The sequence below is a fragment of the Streptomyces sp. NPDC028314 genome (assembly GCF_055565795.1).
Genome location: NZ_JBVHTP010000027.1, coordinates 1 through 21,063 on the forward strand (window position 1 = coordinate 1; position 21,063 = coordinate 21,063).

Sequence of the window (21,063 nt, forward strand, 5' to 3'; positions counted from 1 at the left end):
GCGCGGACGTGCAGGGCGTCCCGGTCCGGGTCGGCGTAGACGGCTACGCTCGCGATCCCGGCATCCCGGCAGGCCCGAGCAACGCGGACAGCGATTTCGCCACGGTTGGCGATGAGCACCTTGCGCACGATGGCTCCCTCCTTGGAACAAGCTGAGTTTAGGGACAGTCCACACGGCCTTTCGACCCTTTCCCCGAGGTGACCTTGCCCACACAGAGTGTGATTCGAGGCCGACTCAGGTCGGTGAACCGTTGTGGCGCCCCAGGTCAGGGAGATCCCCGACTGCACAGTAACCCCACGGTCCCTGCCCGGTCGCTGTGCCCGGGTGCAGCGGAGTCCCGCGATTCTTTGTTGAATCCCTACGAACGGGGCAATCTTTCTTTGCTCCTGTCGGGGGACGGCGGCCGGTGAGATCCACACGCGCAGCCGGTTTTGCCCGGCGGCCCGAGTCCCGGCGCCGCCGCGCGAACCGGTCCGGCCGAATGCCTTGTCCGGGGCTCTACCGGTGAGTAGCCTCCGTGGCGCGAGGGGTTGGGCCGATGCCGGACGTGCGGGGAACGGAGGGTGGGTCGCGGTGATGCGCAGACCTGTGGCGGCTGTGGCCGCGCTGGTGCTCCTGGTGGAGGCGGTGGGTCTCGCGTTCGCCCATCTGGTGCTGGGCTCCACCGTCGACAACCAGTCGATGTCGGTGGCCGGAATGGATCCGGATGTCATGGCCACGGCAACCTATGCGATGGGGGCGGGCATCGCCGCCTTCCTCCTGCTGTGCGCCGCGCTCCTGGCCGTCGCCGCGGTGCGCGACCTGCCGCCCGGGCGCTTCGCCCGCATCGTGCTCATCGCCGCCGCCGTCACGCATGGGCTGCTGGGCGCCCTCGCCGTCGGGCCGGTCGGCTGGACCGCCTTCGCGGTGATGATGCTGGTGTTCTGCCTGCTCGTACTGACCCTGATGCTCTACGCGGCCAGGGCCGAGGAGACGGCGGACGTCCAGGACGCCCCGCCGCCCCCCGGGGAGCTCAGGCCCACAAATCCGTGATGGAAACGCCCAGTTCGCCCAGCAGCGAGCGGAGCAGCGGCAGCGAGATCCCGATCACGTTGCCGTGGTCGCCGTCGATCCCGTCGATGAACGGCGCCGACAGCCCGTCCAGGGTGAAGGCCCCGGCCACGTGCAGCGGCTCCCCGCTCGCCACGTACGCCGCCACCTCCGCGTCCGTCGGCTCGCCGAAGCGGACCGTCGTCGACGCGGTGGCCGAAACCTGACGTCCGCTCGCCGTGTCGATCACGCAGTGCCCGGTGCGCAGTACGCCCGCCCGTCCGCGCATCGACTTCCAGCGGGCCGTGGCCTCCTCGGCGTCCGCGGGCTTGCCCAGCGCCTCGCCGTCCAGCTCCAGCACCGAGTCGCAGCCGATCACCAGGGCGCCCGCGGCCTCGCCCAGGCCCGCGACCACGGCCGCCTTGGCCTCGGCCAGGGCCAGGGCCAGCTCGGCCGGCGTGTCGGCGCTCAGCGTGTCCTCGTCGAAGCCGCTGACGATCACGTGCGGGGCGAGCCCGGCCTGCCGCAGCAGGTTCAGCCGGGCGGGGGAGGCGGAGGCGAGGACGAGCGCGCGCGGTTCAGCAGCAGTCATGGCAGCCATCGTAGGGCTGGCCGCGGGCGCGCCGGAACCGGCTCGGGAGGGGGCCGGGCGGGCGCCGGGGCCCGTCCTGGCGGTCGGGCCGGGCTCTAGAAGTGGTCCACGCCGAGGACGTACACGACCACGATCATGGCGAGGGCGAGCACCACGAGCATCCGCCGCAGCATGGCCTGCGCGTCGCGCATGTCCTTCGGGGGCTCGTTCTTCGGGTCTGACCAGAGCATGCTCCGATCCTGTCCGGTGGCACGCCGGTGGCGCCTGAGTACGAGTACTCAGGCGCCACCGTCCGTTCACGCCATCTTCGGTCTAGCCGGGCCAGTAGGTACGGGCCCACGCGCGCGGCCCCGGCTGCGGCATCCGTCCCCGCGCCAGCCGGGCCGGGGAGGCCCACTCGTCCGCGACCCTGGACGCGCCCGACGGCGCCGAGGCCAGCGCCGCCGCGCGCGCCTGGACCACCGCCAGTGCGGCGGCCAGCTCCTCCGGGGTCGGGTTCCCCTTGACGACCTTGATCACCACTGTGAGCTCCTCGGGGCCTAGAGGGGGATGTTGCCGTGCTTCTTCGGGGGCAGGGACTCCCGCTTGGTGCGCAGCTGGCGCAGCCCCTTCACCACGTGCGCCCGGGTCTCGGACGGCATGGTCACCGCGTCGATGTAACCGCGCTCGGCGGCGGTGTACGGGTTGAGCAGCGCGTCCTCGTACTCGGTGATGAGCCGCGCCCGGGTCGCGTCGACCTCCTCGGGGGAGGCTTCCGCGAGGGTGCGCCGGTGCAGGATGTTCACCGCGCCCTGGGCGCCCATGACGGCGATCTGCGCGGTCGGCCAGGCGAGGTTGAGGTCCGCGCCGAGGTGCTTGGAGCCCATGACGTCGTACGCGCCGCCGAAGGCCTTGCGGGTGATGACGGTGATCAGGGGGACGGTGGCCTCGGCGTAGGCGTAGATCAGCTTGGCGCCGCGCCGGATGATTCCGTTGTACTCCTGGTCCGTGCCCGGCAGGAAGCCCGGCACGTCGACGAACGTCAGCACCGGGATGTTGAAGGCGTCGCAGGTCCGCACGAACCGGGCGGCCTTCTCCGAGGCGTTGATGTCCAGACAGCCGGCGAACTGCATCGGCTGGTTCGCGACGATGCCCACCGGGTGGCCCTCGACCCGGCCGAAGCCGGTGAGGATGTTCGGGGCGAAGAGCGACTGCGTCTCCAGGAACTCCGCGTCGTCCAGCACGTGTTCGATCACGGTGTGCATGTCGTACGGCTGGTTCGCGCTGTCCGGGATCAGGACGTCGAGCTCGCGGTCGGTGTCGGAGACCTCGGTGTCGGCCTCCTCCGGGAAGGCGGGCGGCTCGGAGAGGTTGTTCGACGGCAGGTACGCCAGCAGGGACTTGACGTACTCGATGGCGTCCTTCTCGTCCCCGGCCATGTGGTGGGCCACGCCCGAGGTGGAGTTGTGCGTGCGGGCGCCGCCGAGCTCCTCGAAGCCCACGTCCTCGCCGGTGACCGTCTTGATGACGTCCGGGCCGGTGATGAACATGTGCGAGGTCTGGTCGACCATCACCGTGAAGTCGGTGATGGCGGGGGAGTACACGGCGCCGCCGGCGCAGGGGCCGACGATGAGGCTGATCTGGGGGATCACGCCCGAGGCGTGCACGTTGCGGCGGAAGATCTCGCCGTACATGCCGAGGGCGCTGACGCCCTCCTGGATGCGGGCGCCGCCGGAGTCGTTGATGCCGACGAGGGGGCAGCCGGTCTTCAGCGCGAAGTCCATGACCTTCATGATCTTCTGGCCGTAGACCTCGCCGAGGGCCCCGCCGAAGACGGTGAAGTCCTGGGAGAACACGGCCACCGGCCGGCCGTCCACCGTGCCGTAGCCGGTGACGACGCCGTCGCCGTACGGCCGGGTCTTCTCCAGCCCGAAGTTGGTCGACCGGTGTCGGGCGAACTCGTCGAGCTCGACGAAAGACCCCTCGTCCAGCAGCAGGGCGACCCGCTCACGCGCCGTCAGCTTGCCCTTGGCGTGCTGCTTCTCCACCGCACGCGCTGACCCGGCGTGCGTGGCTTCGTCGATGCGGCGCTGCAGGTCCGCGATCTTGCCCGCGGTCGTGTGCATGTCGATCGGCTCTGAGGGTTGTGACATCGGGGTCGCGGCTCCCTGTGTGGTGTCAACTGCCTGGTCAATTGAATGACAACTGCTGGCTACTGGTGCGTAGCGTATCGGCGCGCATGGCGCTCGGCAGTGCGGCGTTTGACACACCTACTGTGGGTTGCATGACGCCATCAGATGCATCAGCCGGAACTCCCACCGGAGCTTCCGCGGGCCGCTGGTCCAGCCTTGACCGGCCGCCGTTGAACACCGTCGCCCTCCGGCGGGCCCTGGTCACCGACGGGGGGCTGTGGAGCTCCCTGGAGGTGGTCCCCGCCACCGGGTCCACCAACACCGATCTCGCCGCCCGGGCCGCGGAGCTGCCCGAGGGGGCGGTGCTCGTCGCCGAGGAGCAGACCGCCGGGCGGGGCCGCCTGGACCGGACCTGGACGGCGCCGGCGCGGTCCGGGCTGTTCTTCTCCGTCCTGCTGAAGCCGGGCCCGGAGGTGCCGCAGGAGCGCTGGGGCTGGCTGACCCTGCTGGCCGGGGTGGCCACCGCGACCGGGCTGTCCCGGGCGGCGGGCGTGGACACGGCACTCAAGTGGCCCAACGACCTGCTGGTCACCGTGGACGGCGAGGAGCGCAAGACCGGCGGGATCCTCGCCGAGCGGGTCGGCGACGGGGTCGTCGTCGGGATCGGGCTCAACGTCACCCTCACCGAGGAAGAGCTGCCCGTGGACACCGCCGGGTCCCTGGCCCTGGCCAAGGCCGCCGTGACCGACCGGGAGCCGCTGCTGAAGGCCGTACTGCGCTCCCTGGAGGAGTGGTACGGGAACTGGCGCGCGGCCGGCGGGGACCCGGCGGCCAGCGGTCTCCAGGAGACGTACGCGGCGGGGTGCGCGACGCTGGGCAAGCACGTACGGGCGGAGCTGCCCGGCGGGCGCACCCTCACCGGGACAGCCGAAGCGGTGGACTCCGACGGACGGCTCGTCGTACGGACGGCCGACGGCGAGCACGAGGCCGTGGGGGCCGGGGATGTCGTGCACCTGCGGCTGACCCACTAGCACTGCGACAGCCCTGTTTCGGGTGGCGGAGTGGGGAGTGAGCTACGGCACACCTGCCGTATGGTTTAGGCGATCCCGGTCCTCGCGGTGATCAACCGGTTAGGAAGTCGGAATTGCGCACGGAATGGACAGGAGGCGGCCCTTGACCGTCGACGACTCAAAGTCCAGTGCGCCCTCGTCCGGCTCGCCGTCCGGATCCGGGTCCTCCGCCGGTACGGGTACCCCCATCGGGCGGGACCAGCACACTCCCCACCACGAGGTCGACCACACGGCCCAGCCGACGGCCGACCCGCTCGCCATCCGCCTGGAGCAGCTGATCCTGGGCGCCGAGCGCCGTTACACGCCGTTCCAGGCGGCCCGCAGCGCCGGGGTCTCGATGGAGCTGGCCTCCCGCTTCTGGCGGGCGATGGGCTTCGCGGACATCGGGCAGGCCAAGGCCCTGACGGAGGCGGACGTACTGGCGCTGCGCCGGCTCGCCGGCCTGGTGGAGGCCGGCCTGCTGAGCGAGCCGATGGCGGTGCAGGTGGCCCGGTCGACCGGGCAGACCACCGCCCGGCTGGCGGAATGGCAGATCGACTCCTTCCTGGAGGGGCTGACGGAGCCGCCGGAGCCGGGGATGACCCGCACGGAGGTCACGTACCCGCTGGTCGAGCTGCTGCTGCCGGAGCTGGAGGAGTTCCTGGTCTACGTGTGGCGGCGCCAGCTCGCGGCTGCCACCGGGCGGGTGGTGCAGGTCGCGGACGACGAGGAGATGGTCGACCGGCGGCTCGCGGTGGGCTTCGCGGACCTGGTGGGCTTCACCCGCCTGACCCGGCGGCTGGAGGAGGAGGAGCTGGGCGAGCTGGTCGAGGCCTTCGAGACCACGGCGGCCGACCTGGTCGCGGCGCACGGCGGCCGGCTGATCAAGACCCTGGGCGACGAGGTGCTGTACTGCGCCGACGACGCGGCGACGGCGGCGGAGATCGCGCTGCGGCTGATCGAGACGATGGAAGCGGACGCGCAGATGCCGGAGCTGCGCGTCGGGATCGCCTTCGGGACGGTGACCACCCGGATGGGCGACGTCTTCGGGACCACGGTGAACCTGGCGAGCCGGCTGACGTCCATAGCCCCCAAGGACGCGGTGCTGGTGGACGGGGCGATGGCCGAGGAGCTGAGCCGGACCGGGGCCGCGCCGAAGTCGGAGAAGGACGCCGAGACCGAGGAGGGCGGCGGTGCGTACCGGTTCGCGCTCCAGCCGATGTGGCAGCGGCCGGTGCGCGGGCTCGGGGTCGTGGAGCCCTGGTCGCTGACGCGGCGGACACCTAAGATCCCCGGGTAACGTTCGTTAACCGGGAGGGTCCCCAGTGCCTGTGGAGTCGGAGTTCGTAGCGGTACGTCGGCACGGTGACGACGGGGTCGTGGAGCTGGTGCTGGACCGGCCGAAGGCGATGAACGCCGTGTCGACGGAGATGGCGCGGGCCATCGGCGCCGCGTGCGCCGCGCTCGCCGCGGACGCGTCGGTACGGGTGGTCGTGCTGACCTCGGCCGCGGAGCGGGCCTTCTGCGTCGGGGCCGACCTCAAGGAGCGGAACTCGCTGTCGGACGCCGAGCTGGTGCGGCAGCGGCCGACCACGCGGGGTGCGTACGGGGGCGTGCTGGGGCTGCCGGTGCCGACGATCGCCGCGGTGCACGGGTTCGCCCTCGGCGGCGGCTTCGAGCTGGCGCTGGCCTGCGATGTGATCGTGGCGGACGAGACGGCCGTGGTCGGCCTGCCGGAGGTGTCGGTCGGGGTGATCCCCGGCGGCGGCGGCACGCAGCTGCTGCCCAGGCGGGTCGGGGCGGCCCGGGCCGCCGAGCTGATCTTCACCGCGCGGCGGGTGGAGGCGGCCGAGGCCCTGGCCCTGGGGCTGGTGGACTCGGTGGTCCCGGCGGGCTCGGACCGCGAGGAGGCCCTCGCCCTGGCCGGGCGGATGGCGGCGAACTCGCCGGTCGGGCTCCGGGCGGCCAAGCGGGCGCTGCGGCTGGGGCACGGCATGGACCTGGCGGCCGGGCTGGAGATCGAGGACGCCGCCTGGCGGACCGTGGCCTTCTCCGGGGACCGGGCGGAGGGCGTGGCGGCGTTCAACGAGAAGCGCAAGCCGCACTGGCCGGGCGTCTGACGGTCGCGGTCACCCCCGGTGATCTTGGTGCCACCGAAAGTCGCGCCAATTATCACTAAATCAGACAAAACTCCCTAATCTGGGTTGATGGGAGTTGACGGGCGGCTACGAGCCGTCGTGGGCCTCGCGCAGGCCATGGCGGCGGCCTGCGCGCCGCGGGACAGCGTGCGGGCGGCCGCGCGGGGGGCGCGGACGGCCATGGACGGGTCGTTCGCCGCCATCTCCGCGTGGGAGCGCGAGCGGGGGCGGCTGCGGGTCCTCGTCAACGAGGGGGAGCGGCGGGCCGGGGAGGAGGAGTTCCCCGAGGACGAGTCCTACCCCGTCCACGACTTCCCCGAGATCACCGAGTTCCTGCACGAGCGGTGGGTGGGCGGCGGCGGCCCGCACGCCTGGGTCGAGAGCGCCGTCGGCGACCGGCCCGGACGGCGCGGCGAGGCCCTGCGCAGGCGCGGGCGCGGGACCTGCGTGGTCGCGCCCATCGTGCTCAGCGGGCGGGCCTGGGGCGAGCTGTACGTGGCCCGGGACGAGGGCCTGCCGGACTTCGACGAGGACGACGCGGAGTTCGCGACGGTGCTGGCCGCGGTGGTGGCCGCCGGGCTCGCGCAGAACGAGCGCCTCGAAGAGGCCCGCAGGCTCGCCTTCACCGACCCCCTGACCGGGCTCGCCAACCGGCGGGCGGTGGACATGCGCCTCGACGAGGCCCTGGAGGAGCACCGGCGCGCCGGGGCGGTCGTCAGCCTGGTCGTCTGTGACCTGAACGGCCTCAAGAAGGTCAACGACACGCTCGGTCACGCCATGGGCGACCGGCTCCTGGAGCGGTTCGGGTCCGTGCTCAGCCTGTGCGGGGCCATGCTGCCCGGTGCGCTCGTCGCCCGGCTCGGCGGTGACGAGTTCTGCCTGGTGAGCGTGGGGCCCCCGGCGGACCAGGTGGTGCGGGTGACCGAGGAGGTCTGCCGGCGGGCCGCCGAGCTGGAACTGGGCGAGGGGGTGGCCTGCGGGGTCGCCTCGACCGGGGATCCCATCGGGGTGGTGAAGTCCTCCCGGCGGCTGTTCCGGCTCGCCGACGCGGCCCAGTACAAGGCCAAGGCGGCCCGCTCGCCCGGACCCGTCGTGGCCGGACGGGACACCGCCGTGGTGCGGCTCGCGGACGCCGCGCAGGAGGCGGCGGGGGAGCGGCGGCGGTTCCGCGGCCGCGCCTGAGGGCGTGACGGGGGGTAAGGAACCCCTCATCGAATCGGCTAGTGACATGAAGGGATTCAGTCCGTAGGGTGCTGAATATGGATATGCACACTGTCGTGGTGGGGACGTCCGGGACCACCGCCGAGGACGTCATCGCCGTCGCCCGCGGCAACGCACGCGTCGAGCTGTCCGGCGAAGCGCTCGACGCCCTGGCCCGGGCCCGCGGGATCGTCGACGCACTCGCCGCCAAGCCCGAGCCCGTCTACGGGGTGTCCACCGGGTTCGGCGCCCTCGCCTCCCGGCACATCAGCCCCGAGCTGCGCGCGCAGCTCCAGCGCAACATCGTCCGCTCGCACGCCGCCGGCATGGGCCCGCGCGTCGAGCGCGAGGTCGTGCGCGCCCTGATGTTCCTGCGCCTGAAGACCGTCGCCTCCGGTCACACCGGCGTACGCCCCTCCGTTGCCCAGACCATGGCTGCGGTGCTCAACGCCGGGATCACCCCCGTCGTCCACGAGTACGGCTCCCTCGGCTGCTCCGGCGACCTCGCACCGCTGTCCCACTGCGCGCTCGCGCTCATGGGCGAGGGCGACGCCGAGGGCCCCGACGGGGTCGTCCGGCCCGCCGGCGAGCTGCTCGCCGAAGCCGGGATCGAGCCGGTCGAGCTGCGCGAGAAGGAGGGCCTCGCCCTCCTCAACGGCACCGACGGCATGCTCGGCATGCTGGTCATGGCCCTCGCGGACCTCGGCAAGCTCTACACCTCCGCCGACATCACCGCCGCGCTCACCCTGGAAGCCCTCCTCGGCACCGAGAAGGTCCTCCAGCCCGAGCTGCACGCCATCCGCCCGCACCCCGGCCAGGGCGCCTCCGCCGCCAACATGGCCGCCGTCCTGAAGGGCTCCGGGCTCACCGGGCACTTCCAGGAGGAGTCCGCGCCCCGCGTGCAGGACGCCTACTCCGTGCGCTGCGCCCCGCAGGTCGCCGGCGCCGGCCGGGACACCATGGCGCACGCCGCCCTGGTCGCCTCCCGCGAGCTGGCCGCCGCCGTCGACAACCCGGTGGTGCTGCCCGACGGCCGGGTGGAGTCCAACGGCAACTTCCACGGCGCCCCGGTGGCGTACGTGCTCGACTTCCTGGCCATCGCCGCCGCCGACCTCGGCTCCATCGCCGAGCGGCGCACCGACCGGCTCCTCGACAAGAACCGCTCGCACGGGCTGCCGCCGTTCCTGGCGGACGACGCCGGCGTGGACTCGGGCCTGATGATCGCCCAGTACACGCAGGCCGCCCTGGTCAGCGAGATGAAGCGGCTCGCGGTCCCGGCCTCCGCCGACTCGATCCCCTCCTCCGCCATGCAGGAGGACCACGTCTCCATGGGCTGGTCCGCGGCGCGCAAGCTCCGTACCGCCATCGACAACCTGACCCGGATCGTCGCGATCGAGCTGTATGCGGCCACCCGCGCCATCGAGCTGCGCCACGGGCTCACGGCCGCCCCGGCCAGCCTGGCCGCCATTGCGGCCGCCCGGGAGGCGGGCGTCGAGGGCCCCGGGCCGGATCGTTTCCTCGCCCCTGACCTGGCCGCCGCCGACGCCTTCGTACGCTCGGGCGCGCTCGTTGCGGCGGTCGAGACGGTGACGGGCCCGCTTGCCTGACCGGCGACGGCCCGCCTGACCGGCGGCAGTACGAGAAGGGCCGCGCCCCGGGGAGACCCCCTGGGGCGCGGCCCTTCCGCATGGGCCCGTACGGGCCGGTGCGCGGCGCTACTGGATGCGCGAGCGGCGTACGGAGAAGGTCACGAAGCCCGCCCCGATGCCCAGGCAGAGCGTGCCGCCCAGCACGTACGGGGTGGTGTCGATGCTGCCGGTGTCGGCGAGGTAGAGGGCGGCCTCCTGGGGCTCTGTGTTGTTCACGACCATCTCCGAGGAGGTGACCGTGCCCGTGTTGGCGGGACCGGGCGCGCCGGATGAGCCCGTCGCGTGCCCCGGTGCGGTGGCGTTGGCCGAAGGTACGAACCAGAGGGCGGCGAGGAGGCTGGTCGCTCCGAGAGCGGTGAGCAGCGGTCGACGTGCGGACACGGTGCGATCCCCCTTGTGGCAGCAGCGAATTGGCCGTGTGCGCCGATGCTAATGAAAGGGGCGGGTCGTGGGAAAGCCGGGGGTTCCGCGGGCTTACTCTCCGTCGTATGAACCCTTCTGAGACATCACGCTACGTACGGCTTCGGGTGGATTTGGTACTCGAAGTGACCGACACCACGGCACTGACCGGAGCCGCCCTCGCGCACATCAAGGCCGACGAGTTCATGCCGGACGAGGAGCGCGGGCACGCCGAGACGGCGGTGCGCGACGACGAGTCGGAGGCCCTGGCCTACCTCGTCGACCCCACTGACCTGGTCGCGGAGCTTCCCGGGGTGGAACTGGCCCAGGCCTCGTGGAGCAGCGAGCCCGCCGAATACGACCCCGAGTCCATGGAGTGGGACCTGGACGAGGAAGATGGGGACTTCGACGAAGAGCCGACCGACAGCGCCTGACCGTGCGGTTTCACACATTCGAACGGAATGTGGAACCGAACCGGGCCGTTCACGCGTTGTCAGATCCGTGGCAGGGGGCATGTCCCCCTGCCCGGGGATGCTCGGGGGTTCCGGCAACGATGGAGTGGCGTGTGAGGACGGACAGCAAGCGGAGGAGAAGGTCCCTGGTGGCCGTATCCGCCGTGCTCGGTGGCGTACTGATGCTCTCGGCCTGCAATGACGGGGGCGCAGAGCCGAAGGCGGGCGGCGGGGAGACCGGCAAATCGCAGGCGGATGTCGACGCCGCGGCGGCCAAGGACAGCTCCAAGGCCAAGATGGCCATCGCGCCCAAGGACGGTGCCACCAACGTCGGTCTGAACGACGCCACGAGCGTCACCGTCAGCGACGGGACGCTCACCAAGGTCGAGCTCAAGACCTCGGAAGGCGCGCCCGTGGCCGGCAAGATAGCCGCCGACGGCAAGAGCTGGAAGCCGGAGGGCGCGCTCAAGCGCTCCACCAAGTACGCGCTGTCGGCGACCGCCAAGGACGAGGCCGGCAAGGAGGCGCACGAGAACACCTCCTTCACCACGGTCTCCCCGGAGAACAGCTTCGTCGGCTCGTTCATACCGGACGACGGTCAGACCGTCGGCGTGGGCATGCCGGTCTCGATCACCTTCAACAAGCCGATCAAGGACCAGAAGGCCGTCCAGGCCGCCATCAACGTCACCTCCAGCAGCGGCCAGGAAGTCGTCGGCCACTGGTTCGGCTCGCAGCGGCTGGACTTCCGCCCCGAGGAGTACTGGAAGGCGAACTCCACCGTCACCCTGAAGCTGGCGCTGGAGGGCGTGCAGGGCGCACCCGGCATCCAGGGCGTCCAGAACAAGACCGTCACCTTCAAGATCGGCCGGAGCCAGGTCTCCACGGTCGACGCGAAGACGAAGCAGATGACGGTCACCCGGGACGGCGCGGTCCTCAAGACCATCCCGATCTCGGCGGGCTCCCCGGACAACCCGACGTACAACGGCCAGATGGTGATCTCCGAGAAGTTCAAGGAGACCCGGATGGACGGCGCCACCGTCGGCTTCAAGGACGGCGACGGCAAGGGCGAGTACGACATCAAGGACGTCCCGCACGCGATGCGGCTGTCCACCTCGGGCACCTTCATCCACGGCAACTACTGGGGCGCCGACTCGATCTTCGGCAAGGTCAACACCAGCCACGGCTGCGTCGGCCTCAACGACGCCCAGGGCGCCAACGACCCGAACACCCCGGGTTCGTGGTTCTTCGACAACTCGCTGATCGGCGACGTGGTCACCGTGATGAACTCCCCGGACAAGACCATCAAGCCGGACAACGGCCTCAACGGCTGGAACATGAACTGGGCGGAGTGGAAGGCGGGCGCGGCCTCCTGAGGCCGGGCACCCTGACGACGCACACGGCCGGATCCGCTCCGGCCTGACAGCGCGGACGCCTTGAACGCCTTGAACGGCGGGGAACCCCTGGAGGGGGTTCCCCGCCGTTCTCGTTCGGCCCAAGGTGCTGCTGGCTGACGAACCGACCGGCAGCCTCGACGAATCGATGCGCGACGAGGTCATGGACCTGCTCGAAGGGCCGGCGCACGCCGTGGTTCAGGGGGCGGAGGCGGCGGTGGGGCCGGGGGAGCGGGACGGGGCCGACCAGGACGACAGCAGGCGCAGCGCATCGGCCGAAGGGGAGCCCGGCGTCGCGTGGAAGGTGACCAGGGACTGCTCCGGGTCGTCCCGCAGCGTCAGCGTCTCGAAGTGCAGGCTCATCTCGCCCACCACCGGATGCCGCAGCCGCTTCACGCCGTGCGTCTTGTCCGCCACGGTGTGTTCCGCCCACAGCCGCCGGAACTCCTCGTTCTTCACCGACAGCTCCCCGACCAGCGCCGACAGCTGCTCGTCGTCCGGGTACTGCCCCGCGTACATGCGCAGGTTGCTGACCACCTCGCACGCGCGGCACTCCCAGTCCGCGTACAGCTCCGCCGTCGCCCCGTCCAGGAACACCAGCCGCACCAGGTTCCGCTCGGCGGCCGGCAGCGCCCCGAAGTCCCCGAACACCGCCGCGGCCAGCCGGTTCCAGCCGATCACGTCCTGACGCCGCCCCACCAGGTACGCCGGTACGCCCTCCATCGCCTCCATCAGCGTCCGCAGCTCCGGCCGGACCTGCTGGGGGCGCCGGGACGGGCGCCGCTTGCGGGTGCGCGGGTTCGCCAGGTGGGACAGGTGGGCCGACTCCGTGCCGTCCAGCCGCAGCGCCCGCGCGATCGCGTCCAGCACCTCGGAGGACACGTTCTGCCCGTGCCCCTGCTCCAGCCGCGTGTAGTACGCCACCGAGACCCCGGCCAGCTGGGCCAGTTCCTCCCGGCGCAGGCCGGGCACCCGGCGGTGCCGCCCGTAGTCCGGCAGGCCGACGTCCGCGGGGCGCAGCCGGGCCCGGCGGGTGCGGAGGAACTCGCCCAGTTCGGCACGCTGATCAAGCTGGTCCATGAAACCCAGTATCCCCGCGCCCCGGCCGCGTGCCTGACCCCGCCAGTGGTAGGTCCAGCAGACATAGGCTCGGCAGGGGCCTGGGTGACCCGCCCGCACACCGGCAGAGTGGGATGCACCGCAGGAACCCCGCTCAAGGAGCTTCACCATGTCCGTCACCCAGGTCGCCGCCTACGCCGCCCCCGCCGCGAAGGCCCCGCTGGAACGCACGACGATCCCGCGCCGCCCGGTCGGTGAACACGACATCCTCATCGACATCAAGTTCGCCGGCATCTGCCACTCCGACATCCACCAGGCCACCGACGGCTGGGGCACGGGCATCTACCCGATGGTCCCGGGCCACGAGATCGCCGGTGTCGTCAGCGAGGTCGGCCCCGGTGTCACCAAGTACGCGGTCGGTGACCGGGTGGGCGTCGGCTGCATGGTCGACTCCTGCCGGGTGTGCGAGCAGTGCCTGTCCGGCAACGAGCACTTCTGCGTCGAGGGCATGACCGGCACGTACAACGCGCTCGACCGGAACGGCGAGCCCACGTACGGCGGCTACTCCACGCACCTCGTCGTCGACGAGAAGTACGCCGTCCGCATCCCCGACGGCCTCGCCCTCGACGTCGCCGCCCCGCTGCTGTGCGCCGGCATCACCCTCTACTCGCCGCTCAAGCACTGGCAGGCGGGCCCCGGCAAGAAGGTCGCGATCGTCGGCCTCGGCGGCCTCGGCCACATGGGCGTCAAGATCGCGCACGCCCTGGGCGCGGAGGTGACCGTACTGTCGCAGAGCCTGCGCAAGCAGGCGGACGGCCTGAAGCTGGGCGCCTCGCACTACCACGCCACCAGCGACGAGACCACGTTCGAGAAGCTGGCCGGCACCTTCGACCTGGTGGTGTCCACCGTCTCGGCGCCCCTCGCCCTCGACTCCTACCTCGGCCTGCTCAAGGTCGACGGCGCGCTGGTGAACGTCGGCGCCCCGGAGGAGCCCGTCTCGGTCAACCTGTTCGCCCTCATCAACGGCCGCAAGACCCTCGCCGGATCGATGATCGGAGGCATCCCGGAGACCCAGGAGATGCTCGACTTCTGCGCCGAGCACGGCCTGGGCGCCGAGATCGAGCTGATCGGCGCCGACCAGATCAACGAGGCCTACGAGCGGGTGCAGGCCTCGGACGTCCGCTACCGCTTCGTCATCGACGTCTCGACCATCTGAGACCTCTCGACCGTCCGGCCGGTGCGTTCATCCGGTTCGTCCGGTTCGTCTGGCCGGTCAGCCGGTCAGCCGGTCAGCTCCGGCCGGGCCGCCCCCTCCAGCGCCGAGCGCAGCCGGTCGCGCGCGGCCGTCTGTACGGCGATCCGCGCCTCCAGGACCGCCAGCCGCTCCCGGGCCACCGCCAGCCCCTTCGGGGACGGCGGCCCGCCGGCCACGTCCCCGTCCAGGCACGGCAGGAACACCTCCACGTCGGCCAGGGTCAGGCCCGCGTCGAGCAGGGCGCGGATGTTGCGCACCCGTACGGCGGCCCGCGGGCCGTACTCCCGGTAGCCGTTGGCGGCCCGCTCCGAGGAGATCAGCCCGGCCCGCTCGTAGTGGCGCAGGGCGCGCGAGGTGGTCCCGGTCGCCGCCGCCAGTTCCCCGATCAGCATCCGCCCATGATCACCCCGCTCAGGCCACCACCGCACCCCCGTCCACCGGCAGCACCACCCCGGTGACGAACGAAGCCGCCGGATCCGCCAGCCGGCACACCGCCCAGGCCACCTCCTCCGGCCGCCCCACCCGCCCCAACGGGGTCTTCGCCACCTGCCAGGCCCGCACCTCGGCGGCCCGCTCCGGGCTCAGCCCCCGGTGCGCCGAGATCGGCGTGTCCACCGCGCCCGGCGCCACCGCCACGACCCGGACGCCGCGCGGGGCGAGCTCCACCGCCCAGCTGCGCGTGAGGGAGTCCAGCGCCGCCTTGCCGGCGGCGTAGAGGGAGCTCCCGGGCCAGCCGCGCTGCCCCACGGCGGTGGAGACGTTGACCACGACCCCCGCTCCGGCCGCCTCCAGGGCGGGGAGAGCGGCCCGGGTGAGCAGCACGGGAGCCACCAGGTTCACGGCCAGCTGCGCCGCGATGTCGGCCTCCGTGAGGGTGGCGAGGGGGCCGCCGCGCACGATCCCCGCGTTGTTGACGAGCACGTCCAGCCGGCCGTGGGCGCCGAGCACCTCCGCGACGATCCGCTCCGGGGCGCCGGGGGCGGCCACGTCGGCGGTCAGCGGGTGGATCCCGCGATGGCCGGCGGCCGTCTGCGCCAGCACTCCGGGACGCCGCCCGACGACGACCACGCGGTCGCCGGACGCGGCGAAGGCCCGGGCGGTGGCGCGGCCGATGCCGGTGCCGCCGCCGGTGACGAGGACGACCCGCCGTCCGCCGTGATCGCGGTCCATGTCCGATTCCGTGTCCGTTCCCGTTCGCGTGTTCATGCGGAAAGTGGACAACCCTGACGTCAGTGACAGGGTCAAGCCCGGTGTCACACGTTCTTCATGCCCCGTGCATGGCCTTGGCGGCCGCCGGTGCCGACGATCTCCTCACCAGCCTTCCGTCCCACAGGAGTTCGCGATGCCCAGCCGCCGTCACTTCCTCGCCGGATCAGCGGCCGCCGTGGGCCTCGCCGCCCTCCCCCAGCTCGGCGGAGCCGTACCGGCCTCCGCCGCCGAGGCCGCGCCCCCGCACCTGGTGGTGATCCTGGCCGACGACCTCGGATACGGGGACCTCGGCGCGTACGGCCAGCAGCTGATCACCACCCCGCACATCGACCGACTCGCCTCCGAGGGCCTGCGGTTCACCGACGCCTACGCGGCGGCCGCCGTCTGCGCCCCCTCCCGGGCGGCGCTGCTGACCGGCCTGCACACCGGCCACGCCGCCGTCCGCGCCAACCCCGACAGCGGCGGCCAGGGCGGCCTCGGCGCCGGCGACACCACCTTCGCGGAGGTGCTCCGGGCGCGCGGCTACCGTACGGGCCTCTTCGGCAAGTGGGGCTTCGGCCCGGAGGCCGGGGACCAGCCGAGCCACCCGGGCGCGCGCGGGTTCGAGGAGTTCTACGGGTACATCGACCACAGCCACGCCCACGAGTACTACCCCTCCTACCTCTGGCACAACGGCGCCAAGGAGACCGTCGCGGCGGGCACCTTCGCCCCCGCCGCCATCGCCGAACGCGCCCTCGGCTTCATCGACGCGCACGCCGCCGGACCGGACCCCTTCCTGCTGTTCCTGACCCCGAACCTGCCGCACGCCCCGAGCGAGATCCCGGACGTGGGCGCGTACGCCTCGCAGAGCTGGAGCCAGCAGAACAAGGCGCACGCCGCGCAGATCAGCCTCCTCGACGCGCAGGTCGGCGCGGTCGTGGAGCGGCTCAAGGCGCGCGGCATCGCCGACCGGACCGTGGTCCTGGTCGCCTCCGACAACGGCCCGCACGAGGAGGGCGGGGTGAACCCCGACCTCTTCGACGCCAACGGCCCGCTGCGCGGCTACAAGCGCAACCTGTACGAGGGCGGGGTCCGGATCCCGCTGATCGCCTGGGCCCCCGGCCGGATCGCGGCCGGCGCCGTCAGCCCCCGCCCCACCCCGCTCTACGACCTGCTGCCCACCCTCGCCGAACTCGCGGGCGCCCCCGCCCCCGCGGACATCGACGGGCTCTCGGCGGCCGCCGTTCTGGGCGGCGCCCCCGCACTCGCCCCGCTCCACGACCACCTGTACTGGTACCGCGTCGAGCAGGGCGTCACCAGCCGGGCCAACGCGCAGGACGGCGGCCGGGCGAAGCGGGTGGCGGAGGCGATCCGCAAGGACCGCTGGAAGGGCGTCCGCTTCGCGCCCGCGCGGGACCGCAACGCCCCCGACGCGCAATGGCAGTTCGAGCTGTACGACCTGGCCGCCGACACCGGCGAACAGCGCGACGTGGCCGCAGCCAACCCGGCCGTGGTCGCCTCCCTGACGGCCCTGCTGCGGTCGTCCTGGTCGGACACCTACCCGCGCCGCCCCTGGGGCCTCACGGTGACCTCCGACGGCGCCACCGCCACCACGACCCTGTCCAACGGCACGGCGCGCCCCTGGCCGGACGCCCGCGTCACCCTGGCCGTCCCGGCCGGCTGGACCGCCACCCCGGCCGGCCCGGTCACCGCCGCCTCCCTGGCCCCGGGTGCGAAGCTGACCACCACCTGGACCGTCACCGCCCCCGCGCCGGGCTCCGGCCCCGCGGTGCTCACGGCACGCGCCACCACGGGCGCGTTCCGCTTCACGGCGACGAACTCCTTCACGCCGCTCCCGGCCCCGCCCAGCCGGGACAGCTACCTGAGCGACCTCCCGTGGGTGTCGGCCGCCAACGGCTGGGGCCCCGTCGAACTCGACCGCTCCAACGGCCGCAAGGAGGCGGGCGACGGCACCCCGATCGCCTTCGGCGGCGTCACGTACGCCAAGGGCCTCGGCGTCCACGCCCCGTCGGAGCTCGTCTACCACCTGGGCGGCCGCGCGGCCCGCTTCACCGCCCTGGTCGGCATCGACGACTTCTCGACGAAGCAGTCGGCGGCCGGAGCCACCCGCGCCATCGTCCGCGGCGACGGCCGCACCCTCCTGGCCACCCCGGTCCTCAAGGGAGCCACCGGCCCCGTCGCCGTCGACCTCGACGTGACCGGCGTCCGCCTCCTCCACCTGGTGGTGGAGGACGCCAACTCCAACTCCGCCTTCGACCACACCTCCTGGGCCCGCGCCCACGTCACGGTGTCCTGACGCCCCGGGGGCCCGGCCACACCGCGGCCGGGCCCCGAGGGTCTCAGCCGTCGGCCCGGGCCACGCCGATCGGGCAGCTGACGCCCGTGCCGCCGATGCCGCAGTAGCCGCCGGGGTTCTTCTCGAGGTACTGCTGGTGGTGTGCTTCCGCGGGCCAGAAGGGGCGCTCGGAGGCCGGGAGGACGGCGGTGGTGATGTCGCCGTAGCCCGAGGCGTTCAGGACCCGCTGGTAGGCCTCGCGGGAGGCCTCGGCCTCCGCCTGCTGGGCGGGGGAGTGGGTGTAGATCGCCGAGCGGTACTGGGTGCCGACGTCGTTGCCCTGGCGGAAGCCCTGCGTGGGGTCGTGGGACTCCCAGAACAGCTTCAGCAGCGTCCCGTACGAGACGAGCGACGGGTCGAAGACCACCCGGACGACCTCGGTGTGCCCGGTCAGCCCCGAGCACACCTCCTCGTACGCCGGGTTCTCGGTGAAGCCGCCCTGGTAGCCGGCCAGGGTGGTCCACACCCCGGGGGTCTGCCAGAACTTGCGCTCCGCGCCCCAGAAACAGCCCAGGCCGAAGTCCGCCACCTCCAGGTGCGCGGGGTAGGGGCCCGCCAGCGGGTTGCCGAGCACGGCGTGCGCCGGCGGCAGGGCGAAGAGGGGCTCCGCGCGGCCCTTGAGGGCCTCTTCGCGGGTGGGGAGTTCGGGTGTACGGCGGTACGAGAACATGGGTCGCCTCCTTGGTAGTGGGAACAACGGCCGGGGGCGGGCCGGGATTCCCGTACGGGCCGCGCCGGTCCGGCCGGCGTGCCGGCTCGGCGCCCCGGCTCGGCGTGCCGGCTCAGTGCGGCAGCGTCGCCGGGGATCCGCCGTTCGCCTCGTAGCCCGCCACCGCCAGCGCCCGGCACACCGCGTACGCGGACGCCGGGTTCCCGGAGGCGGACCACGGCAGCGCGCCCACGTACCCGTCCACGTGCCGGACCTGCTCGACCGCCTCCGCCCACCGCTCCATGGCCACCAGGAACATGAGCAGCAGGTGCCGTACGTGCGCCAGCATCGGGTCGTCCGCACGCGCCGTGTGCACCGCGTACAGCGCGCCCTCCACGGCCCGCGTGACGACCGCGCTCTCCCAGAAGGAGGACACGAAGTTCACCTCGGGCAGGTGCTCGTACACCGCGAACAGCGGCAGCGCCGCCAGCAGCGAGCCCCGCGGGGCGCGGGCGGCCGCCGCGTGCGTGAAGGCGTCGGCCTTCTCCCGCGAGCCGTGCCACTTCTCGCACCAGTAGTTCAGCGCCGCCAGGTGCGCGCCCATGTGCTGCGGGGCCCGGTCGATGACCTTCGCCCACAGCGCGTCGTACTCCGCCTCGGAGTAGCCCAGCGCCCGGCCGACCGCCAGCTCCGTGATGTACGGGACCGGGTCGCCCGGCGCCAGCAGGGCCGCCCGGTGACAGGCCTCGCGGGCCTCCTCCAGGATGATCCGGTGGTCCTCGGAGCCCACCCCGCCCGAGTGCCGCCAGGCCTGCTGCACCAGCAGCTCCGCGTGCACCTGCGCGCCGCCCGCGTCCTTCGGCGCCTCCAGCCGCCATGCCTTCAGCCACTGGGCGCCCGCCCCGGGCTCCCGCACCAGCTCCAGCGCGGCCGCGCCGCCGAAGGCCTGCACGCGCTGCCAGCGCCGCTCGCCGTCCGCCGGGGTGCCGGCCAGCAGCTGCGAGGCGGCCTGCCACTGCCCGGTGCGCTGGACGTTGTCGAGGGCGTCCATCAGGTCCTGGTCGGGCCCGGGGACCCGGATGTCCAGGTCCTCCTCGCGCTCGAAGCCGTAGTTCGCGGGGTCGGCGGCGTCCGGGCTGCCGGGCGCGACCAGCCGGGCACCGCCCTGCCGGCGCCGTAGGTACGGACCCACGACCGCCACGAGCAGGGCGATCGTCAACAGGAACCACAGAATCTCCATGGCTCCAAGCGAACCAGACTCACCCGGGCCAAGGCCAATGCCTGACCGCGGGCACCGGGCGGCCGGACGGGCGGCGGGGCCGGAAGAGGACCGGGCCCCGGGCGGGGCATAGCATCTGCCCATGAGCGACGACAGCCACCAGCACCAGAGCTTCGAGACCCGCGCGATCCACGCGGGCAACACGGCGGACCCGCAGACCGGCGCGGTCGTGCCCCCGATCTACCAGGTGTCCACGTACAAGCAGGACGGCGTCGGCGGACTGCGCGGCGGCTACGAGTACAGCCGCAGCGCCAACCCGACCCGTACCGCGCTGGAGGAGAACCTCGCGGCGCTGGAGGGCGGCCGGCGCGGTCTCGCCTTCGCGTCCGGGCTCGCCGCCGAGGACTGCCTGCTGCGCACGCTGCTCTCCCCGGGTGACCACGTGGTCATCCCCAACGACGCCTACGGCGGCACCTTCCGCCTCTTCGCGAAGGTCGTCTCCCGCTGGGGCGTCGAGTGGTCGGTGGCCGACACCTCCGACCCGGACTCCGTACGCGCGGCCCTGACCCCGAAGACCAAGGTCATCTGGGTCGAGACCCCCTCCAACCCGCTGCTCGGCATCACCGACATCGCCGTGGTCGCCGACATCGCGCGCACCGCCGGCGCCAAGCTGGTCGTGGACAACACCTTCGCGTCCCCGTACCTCCAGCAGCCCCTGGCGCTCGGCGCCGACGTGGTCGTGCACTCGCTGACCAAGTACATGGGCGGCCACTCCGACGTGGTCGGCGGCGCCCTCGTCACCGCCGACGAGGCGCTCGGCGAGGAGCTGGCCTACCACCAGAACGCCATGGGCGCGGTGGCCGGCCCCTTCGACTCCTGGGTCGTGCTGCGCGGCATCAAGACCCTCGCCGTCCGCATGGACCGGCACGCGGAGAACGCCGCCAAGATCGTCGAGGTGCTCCAGCGCCACCCGAAGGTCACCAAGGTCCTCTACCCGGGCCTGGCCGAGCACCCGGGCCACGAGGTCGCCGCCAAGCAGATGCGCAACTTCGGCGGCATGGTCTCCTTCCAGGTCGCCGGCGGCGAGGAGGAGGCCGTCGCGGTCTGCGGCCGTACGAAGATCTTCACCCTGGCCGAGTCCCTGGGCGGCGTCGAGTCCCTCATCGAGCACCCGGGCCGGATGACCCACGCCTCGGTGGCCGGTTCGGCCCTGGAGGTCCCGGCGGACCTGATCCGCGTCTCGGTCGGCATCGAGAACGCCGACGACCTGATCGCGGACCTGACCCAGGCGCTGGGGTAGTTCCTGCCGTCCCGCCCCGCCGGGCGG

General features: G+C 72.7%; 22 protein-coding genes and 1 pseudogene. 12 read left to right on the forward strand and 11 right to left on the reverse strand.

The window, feature by feature from the left end; translation table 11 throughout:
* Positions 1-128: biotin carboxylase N-terminal domain-containing protein (locus ACZ4TG_RS37635; RefSeq protein ID WP_146225392.1), on the reverse strand; the 128-nt coding region annotated here is incomplete at its 3' end.
* Positions 129-576: 448 nt separating this feature from the next.
* Here ACZ4TG_RS37635 and ACZ4TG_RS37640 point away from each other — a divergent pair.
* Complete coding sequence (locus ACZ4TG_RS37640; protein WP_468172787.1) at positions 577-1,032, forward strand: hypothetical protein; 456 nt, start codon at positions 577-579, stop codon at positions 1,030-1,032.
* Here the strand turns inward: ACZ4TG_RS37640 and ACZ4TG_RS37645 are convergent.
* The 4 genes from ACZ4TG_RS37645 to ACZ4TG_RS37660 form a co-directional block, all read right to left on the reverse strand.
* Positions 1,013-1,630, reverse strand: a complete 618-nt coding sequence (locus tag ACZ4TG_RS37645; RefSeq protein WP_468172790.1) for a Maf family protein — start codon at positions 1,628-1,630, stop codon at positions 1,013-1,015. The genes ACZ4TG_RS37640 and ACZ4TG_RS37645 overlap by 20 nt on opposite strands.
* An 86-nt stretch (positions 1,631-1,716) precedes the next feature.
* The gene (mmpB, locus tag ACZ4TG_RS37650; RefSeq protein ID WP_468172793.1) at positions 1,717-1,851 is read right to left on the reverse strand and encodes a morphogenic membrane protein MmpB; all 135 of its coding nucleotides are present in this window, start codon (positions 1,849-1,851) and stop codon (positions 1,717-1,719) included.
* Between the two features lie 82 nt (positions 1,852-1,933).
* The gene (locus tag ACZ4TG_RS37655; protein WP_468172911.1) at positions 1,934-2,140 is read right to left on the reverse strand and encodes an acyl-CoA carboxylase epsilon subunit; all 207 of its coding nucleotides are present in this window, start codon (positions 2,138-2,140) and stop codon (positions 1,934-1,936) included.
* A 20-nt stretch (positions 2,141-2,160) separates the two neighbouring features.
* Positions 2,161-3,753 carry an acyl-CoA carboxylase subunit beta gene (locus ACZ4TG_RS37660; RefSeq protein ID WP_468172796.1) on the reverse strand — a complete coding sequence of 531 codons (1,593 nt, stop codon included), beginning with the start codon at positions 3,751-3,753 and terminating at the stop codon, positions 2,161-2,163.
* A gap of 131 nt (positions 3,754-3,884) precedes the next feature.
* Here ACZ4TG_RS37660 and ACZ4TG_RS37665 point away from each other — a divergent pair, with 131 nt between their 5' ends.
* From ACZ4TG_RS37665 to hutH, 5 genes are all read left to right on the forward strand, one after another.
* Positions 3,885-4,763 carry a biotin--[acetyl-CoA-carboxylase] ligase gene (locus ACZ4TG_RS37665; protein ID WP_468172799.1) on the forward strand — a complete coding sequence of 293 codons (879 nt, stop codon included), beginning with the start codon at positions 3,885-3,887 and terminating at the stop codon, positions 4,761-4,763.
* 142 nt (positions 4,764-4,905) lie between these two features.
* The gene (locus ACZ4TG_RS37670; protein WP_468172801.1) at positions 4,906-6,081 is read left to right on the forward strand and encodes an adenylate/guanylate cyclase domain-containing protein; all 1,176 of its coding nucleotides are present in this window, start codon (positions 4,906-4,908) and stop codon (positions 6,079-6,081) included.
* Between the two features lie 25 nt (positions 6,082-6,106).
* Positions 6,107-6,901 carry an enoyl-CoA hydratase/isomerase family protein gene (locus ACZ4TG_RS37675; protein ID WP_468172804.1) on the forward strand — a complete coding sequence of 265 codons (795 nt, stop codon included), beginning with the start codon at positions 6,107-6,109 and terminating at the stop codon, positions 6,899-6,901.
* Positions 6,902-6,988: 87 nt separating this feature from the next.
* The gene (locus ACZ4TG_RS37680) at positions 6,989-8,101 is read left to right on the forward strand and encodes a GGDEF domain-containing protein (protein ID WP_468172807.1); all 1,113 of its coding nucleotides are present in this window, start codon (positions 6,989-6,991) and stop codon (positions 8,099-8,101) included.
* An 83-nt stretch (positions 8,102-8,184) separates the two neighbouring features.
* On the forward strand, positions 8,185-9,726 hold the full coding sequence (gene hutH, locus ACZ4TG_RS37685; protein ID WP_468172914.1) for a histidine ammonia-lyase: 1,542 nt from the start codon (positions 8,185-8,187) through the stop codon (positions 9,724-9,726).
* Positions 9,727-9,834: 108 nt separating this feature from the next.
* On the opposite strand, the gene ACZ4TG_RS37690 is transcribed toward hutH, so the two are convergent.
* Entirely contained in the window at positions 9,835-10,149 is a 315-nt protein-coding gene (locus ACZ4TG_RS37690; RefSeq protein ID WP_468172810.1) for a hypothetical protein, read from the reverse strand.
* 164 nt (positions 10,150-10,313) lie between these two features.
* Here ACZ4TG_RS37690 and ACZ4TG_RS37695 point away from each other — a divergent pair, with 164 nt between their 5' ends.
* The 3 genes and pseudogenes from ACZ4TG_RS37695 to ACZ4TG_RS37705 form a co-directional block, all read left to right on the forward strand.
* A complete protein-coding gene (locus tag ACZ4TG_RS37695; protein WP_468172813.1) occupies positions 10,314-10,601 on the forward strand; it encodes a hypothetical protein in 288 nt (95 codons plus the stop codon).
* A 119-nt stretch (positions 10,602-10,720) separates the two neighbouring features.
* Positions 10,721-11,992: a L,D-transpeptidase gene (locus ACZ4TG_RS37700; RefSeq protein WP_468172816.1), complete on the forward strand. Its 1,272-nt coding sequence runs from the start codon at positions 10,721-10,723 to the stop codon at positions 11,990-11,992.
* A 103-nt stretch (positions 11,993-12,095) separates the two neighbouring features.
* Positions 12,096-12,191: pseudogene (locus ACZ4TG_RS37705) on the forward strand (ABC transporter ATP-binding protein); the annotation flags it as partial.
* Between the two features lie 17 nt (positions 12,192-12,208).
* On the opposite strand, the gene ACZ4TG_RS37710 reads toward ACZ4TG_RS37705, so the two are convergent.
* A complete protein-coding gene (locus ACZ4TG_RS37710) occupies positions 12,209-13,090 on the reverse strand; it encodes a helix-turn-helix transcriptional regulator (RefSeq protein ID WP_468172819.1) in 882 nt (293 codons plus the stop codon).
* Positions 13,091-13,238: 148 nt separating this feature from the next.
* Here ACZ4TG_RS37710 and ACZ4TG_RS37715 point away from each other — a divergent pair, with 148 nt between their 5' ends.
* Positions 13,239-14,285: an NAD(P)-dependent alcohol dehydrogenase gene (locus ACZ4TG_RS37715; protein ID WP_468172822.1), complete on the forward strand. Its 1,047-nt coding sequence runs from the start codon at positions 13,239-13,241 to the stop codon at positions 14,283-14,285.
* A 65-nt stretch (positions 14,286-14,350) separates the two neighbouring features.
* Here the strand turns inward: ACZ4TG_RS37715 and ACZ4TG_RS37720 are convergent, their stop codons facing one another.
* Both ACZ4TG_RS37720 and ACZ4TG_RS37725 read right to left on the reverse strand, forming a co-directional pair.
* Positions 14,351-14,716 (reverse strand): MerR family transcriptional regulator, encoded by a 366-nt coding sequence (locus ACZ4TG_RS37720; protein WP_468172825.1) that lies wholly within the window; start codon positions 14,714-14,716, stop codon positions 14,351-14,353.
* Positions 14,717-14,735: 19 nt separating this feature from the next.
* Positions 14,736-15,530 (reverse strand): SDR family NAD(P)-dependent oxidoreductase, encoded by a 795-nt coding sequence (locus ACZ4TG_RS37725; protein ID WP_468172828.1) that lies wholly within the window; start codon positions 15,528-15,530, stop codon positions 14,736-14,738.
* A gap of 136 nt (positions 15,531-15,666) precedes the next feature.
* Between ACZ4TG_RS37725 and ACZ4TG_RS37730 the strand changes: the two genes are divergently transcribed.
* Positions 15,667-17,829, forward strand: a complete 2,163-nt coding sequence (locus ACZ4TG_RS37730) for a sulfatase-like hydrolase/transferase (RefSeq protein WP_468172831.1) — start codon at positions 15,667-15,669, stop codon at positions 17,827-17,829.
* Between the two features lie 43 nt (positions 17,830-17,872).
* On the opposite strand, the gene msrA is transcribed toward ACZ4TG_RS37730, so the two are convergent.
* Both msrA and ACZ4TG_RS37740 read right to left on the reverse strand, forming a co-directional pair.
* Positions 17,873-18,538: a peptide-methionine (S)-S-oxide reductase MsrA gene (gene msrA, locus ACZ4TG_RS37735; RefSeq protein WP_468172834.1), complete on the reverse strand. Its 666-nt coding sequence runs from the start codon at positions 18,536-18,538 to the stop codon at positions 17,873-17,875.
* A 112-nt stretch (positions 18,539-18,650) separates the two neighbouring features.
* Entirely contained in the window at positions 18,651-19,757 is a 1,107-nt protein-coding gene (locus ACZ4TG_RS37740; RefSeq protein ID WP_468172837.1) for a hypothetical protein, read from the reverse strand.
* Between the two features lie 121 nt (positions 19,758-19,878).
* On the opposite strand from ACZ4TG_RS37740, the gene ACZ4TG_RS37745 reads away from it, so the two are divergent.
* Positions 19,879-21,036 carry a cystathionine gamma-synthase gene (locus tag ACZ4TG_RS37745; protein ID WP_468172840.1) on the forward strand — a complete coding sequence of 386 codons (1,158 nt, stop codon included), beginning with the start codon at positions 19,879-19,881 and terminating at the stop codon, positions 21,034-21,036.
* Positions 21,037-21,063: the final 27 nt, after the last annotated feature.

Bases quoted from the DNA above. Each gene is read 5' to 3' on its own strand.
- ACZ4TG_RS37640 (WP_468172787.1), top strand. From the start codon at position 577: ATGCGCAGACCTGTGGCGGCTGTGGCCGCGCTGGTGCTCCTGGTGGAG.
- ACZ4TG_RS37645 (WP_468172790.1), bottom strand. From the start codon at position 1,630: ATGGCTGCCATGACTGCTGCTGAACCGCGCGCGCTCGTCCTCGCCTCC.
- mmpB (WP_468172793.1), bottom strand. From the start codon at position 1,851: ATGCTCTGGTCAGACCCGAAGAACGAGCCCCCGAAGGACATGCGCGAC.
- ACZ4TG_RS37660 (WP_468172796.1), bottom strand. From the start codon at position 3,753: ATGTCACAACCCTCAGAGCCGATCGACATGCACACGACCGCGGGCAAG.
- ACZ4TG_RS37665 (WP_468172799.1), top strand. From the start codon at position 3,885: ATGACGCCATCAGATGCATCAGCCGGAACTCCCACCGGAGCTTCCGCG.
- ACZ4TG_RS37680 (WP_468172807.1), top strand. From the start codon at position 6,989: ATGGGAGTTGACGGGCGGCTACGAGCCGTCGTGGGCCTCGCGCAGGCC.
- hutH (WP_468172914.1), top strand. From the start codon at position 8,185: ATGCACACTGTCGTGGTGGGGACGTCCGGGACCACCGCCGAGGACGTC.
- ACZ4TG_RS37700 (WP_468172816.1), top strand. From the start codon at position 10,721: ATGGAGTGGCGTGTGAGGACGGACAGCAAGCGGAGGAGAAGGTCCCTG.
- ACZ4TG_RS37710 (WP_468172819.1), bottom strand. From the start codon at position 13,090: ATGGACCAGCTTGATCAGCGTGCCGAACTGGGCGAGTTCCTCCGCACC.
- ACZ4TG_RS37715 (WP_468172822.1), top strand. From the start codon at position 13,239: ATGTCCGTCACCCAGGTCGCCGCCTACGCCGCCCCCGCCGCGAAGGCC.
- ACZ4TG_RS37720 (WP_468172825.1), bottom strand. From the start codon at position 14,716: ATGCTGATCGGGGAACTGGCGGCGGCGACCGGGACCACCTCGCGCGCC.
- ACZ4TG_RS37725 (WP_468172828.1), bottom strand. From the start codon at position 15,530: ATGAACACGCGAACGGGAACGGACACGGAATCGGACATGGACCGCGAT.
- ACZ4TG_RS37730 (WP_468172831.1), top strand. From the start codon at position 15,667: ATGCCCAGCCGCCGTCACTTCCTCGCCGGATCAGCGGCCGCCGTGGGC.
- msrA (WP_468172834.1), bottom strand. From the start codon at position 18,538: ATGTTCTCGTACCGCCGTACACCCGAACTCCCCACCCGCGAAGAGGCC.
- ACZ4TG_RS37740 (WP_468172837.1), bottom strand. From the start codon at position 19,757: ATGGAGATTCTGTGGTTCCTGTTGACGATCGCCCTGCTCGTGGCGGTC.
- ACZ4TG_RS37745 (WP_468172840.1), top strand. From the start codon at position 19,879: ATGAGCGACGACAGCCACCAGCACCAGAGCTTCGAGACCCGCGCGATC.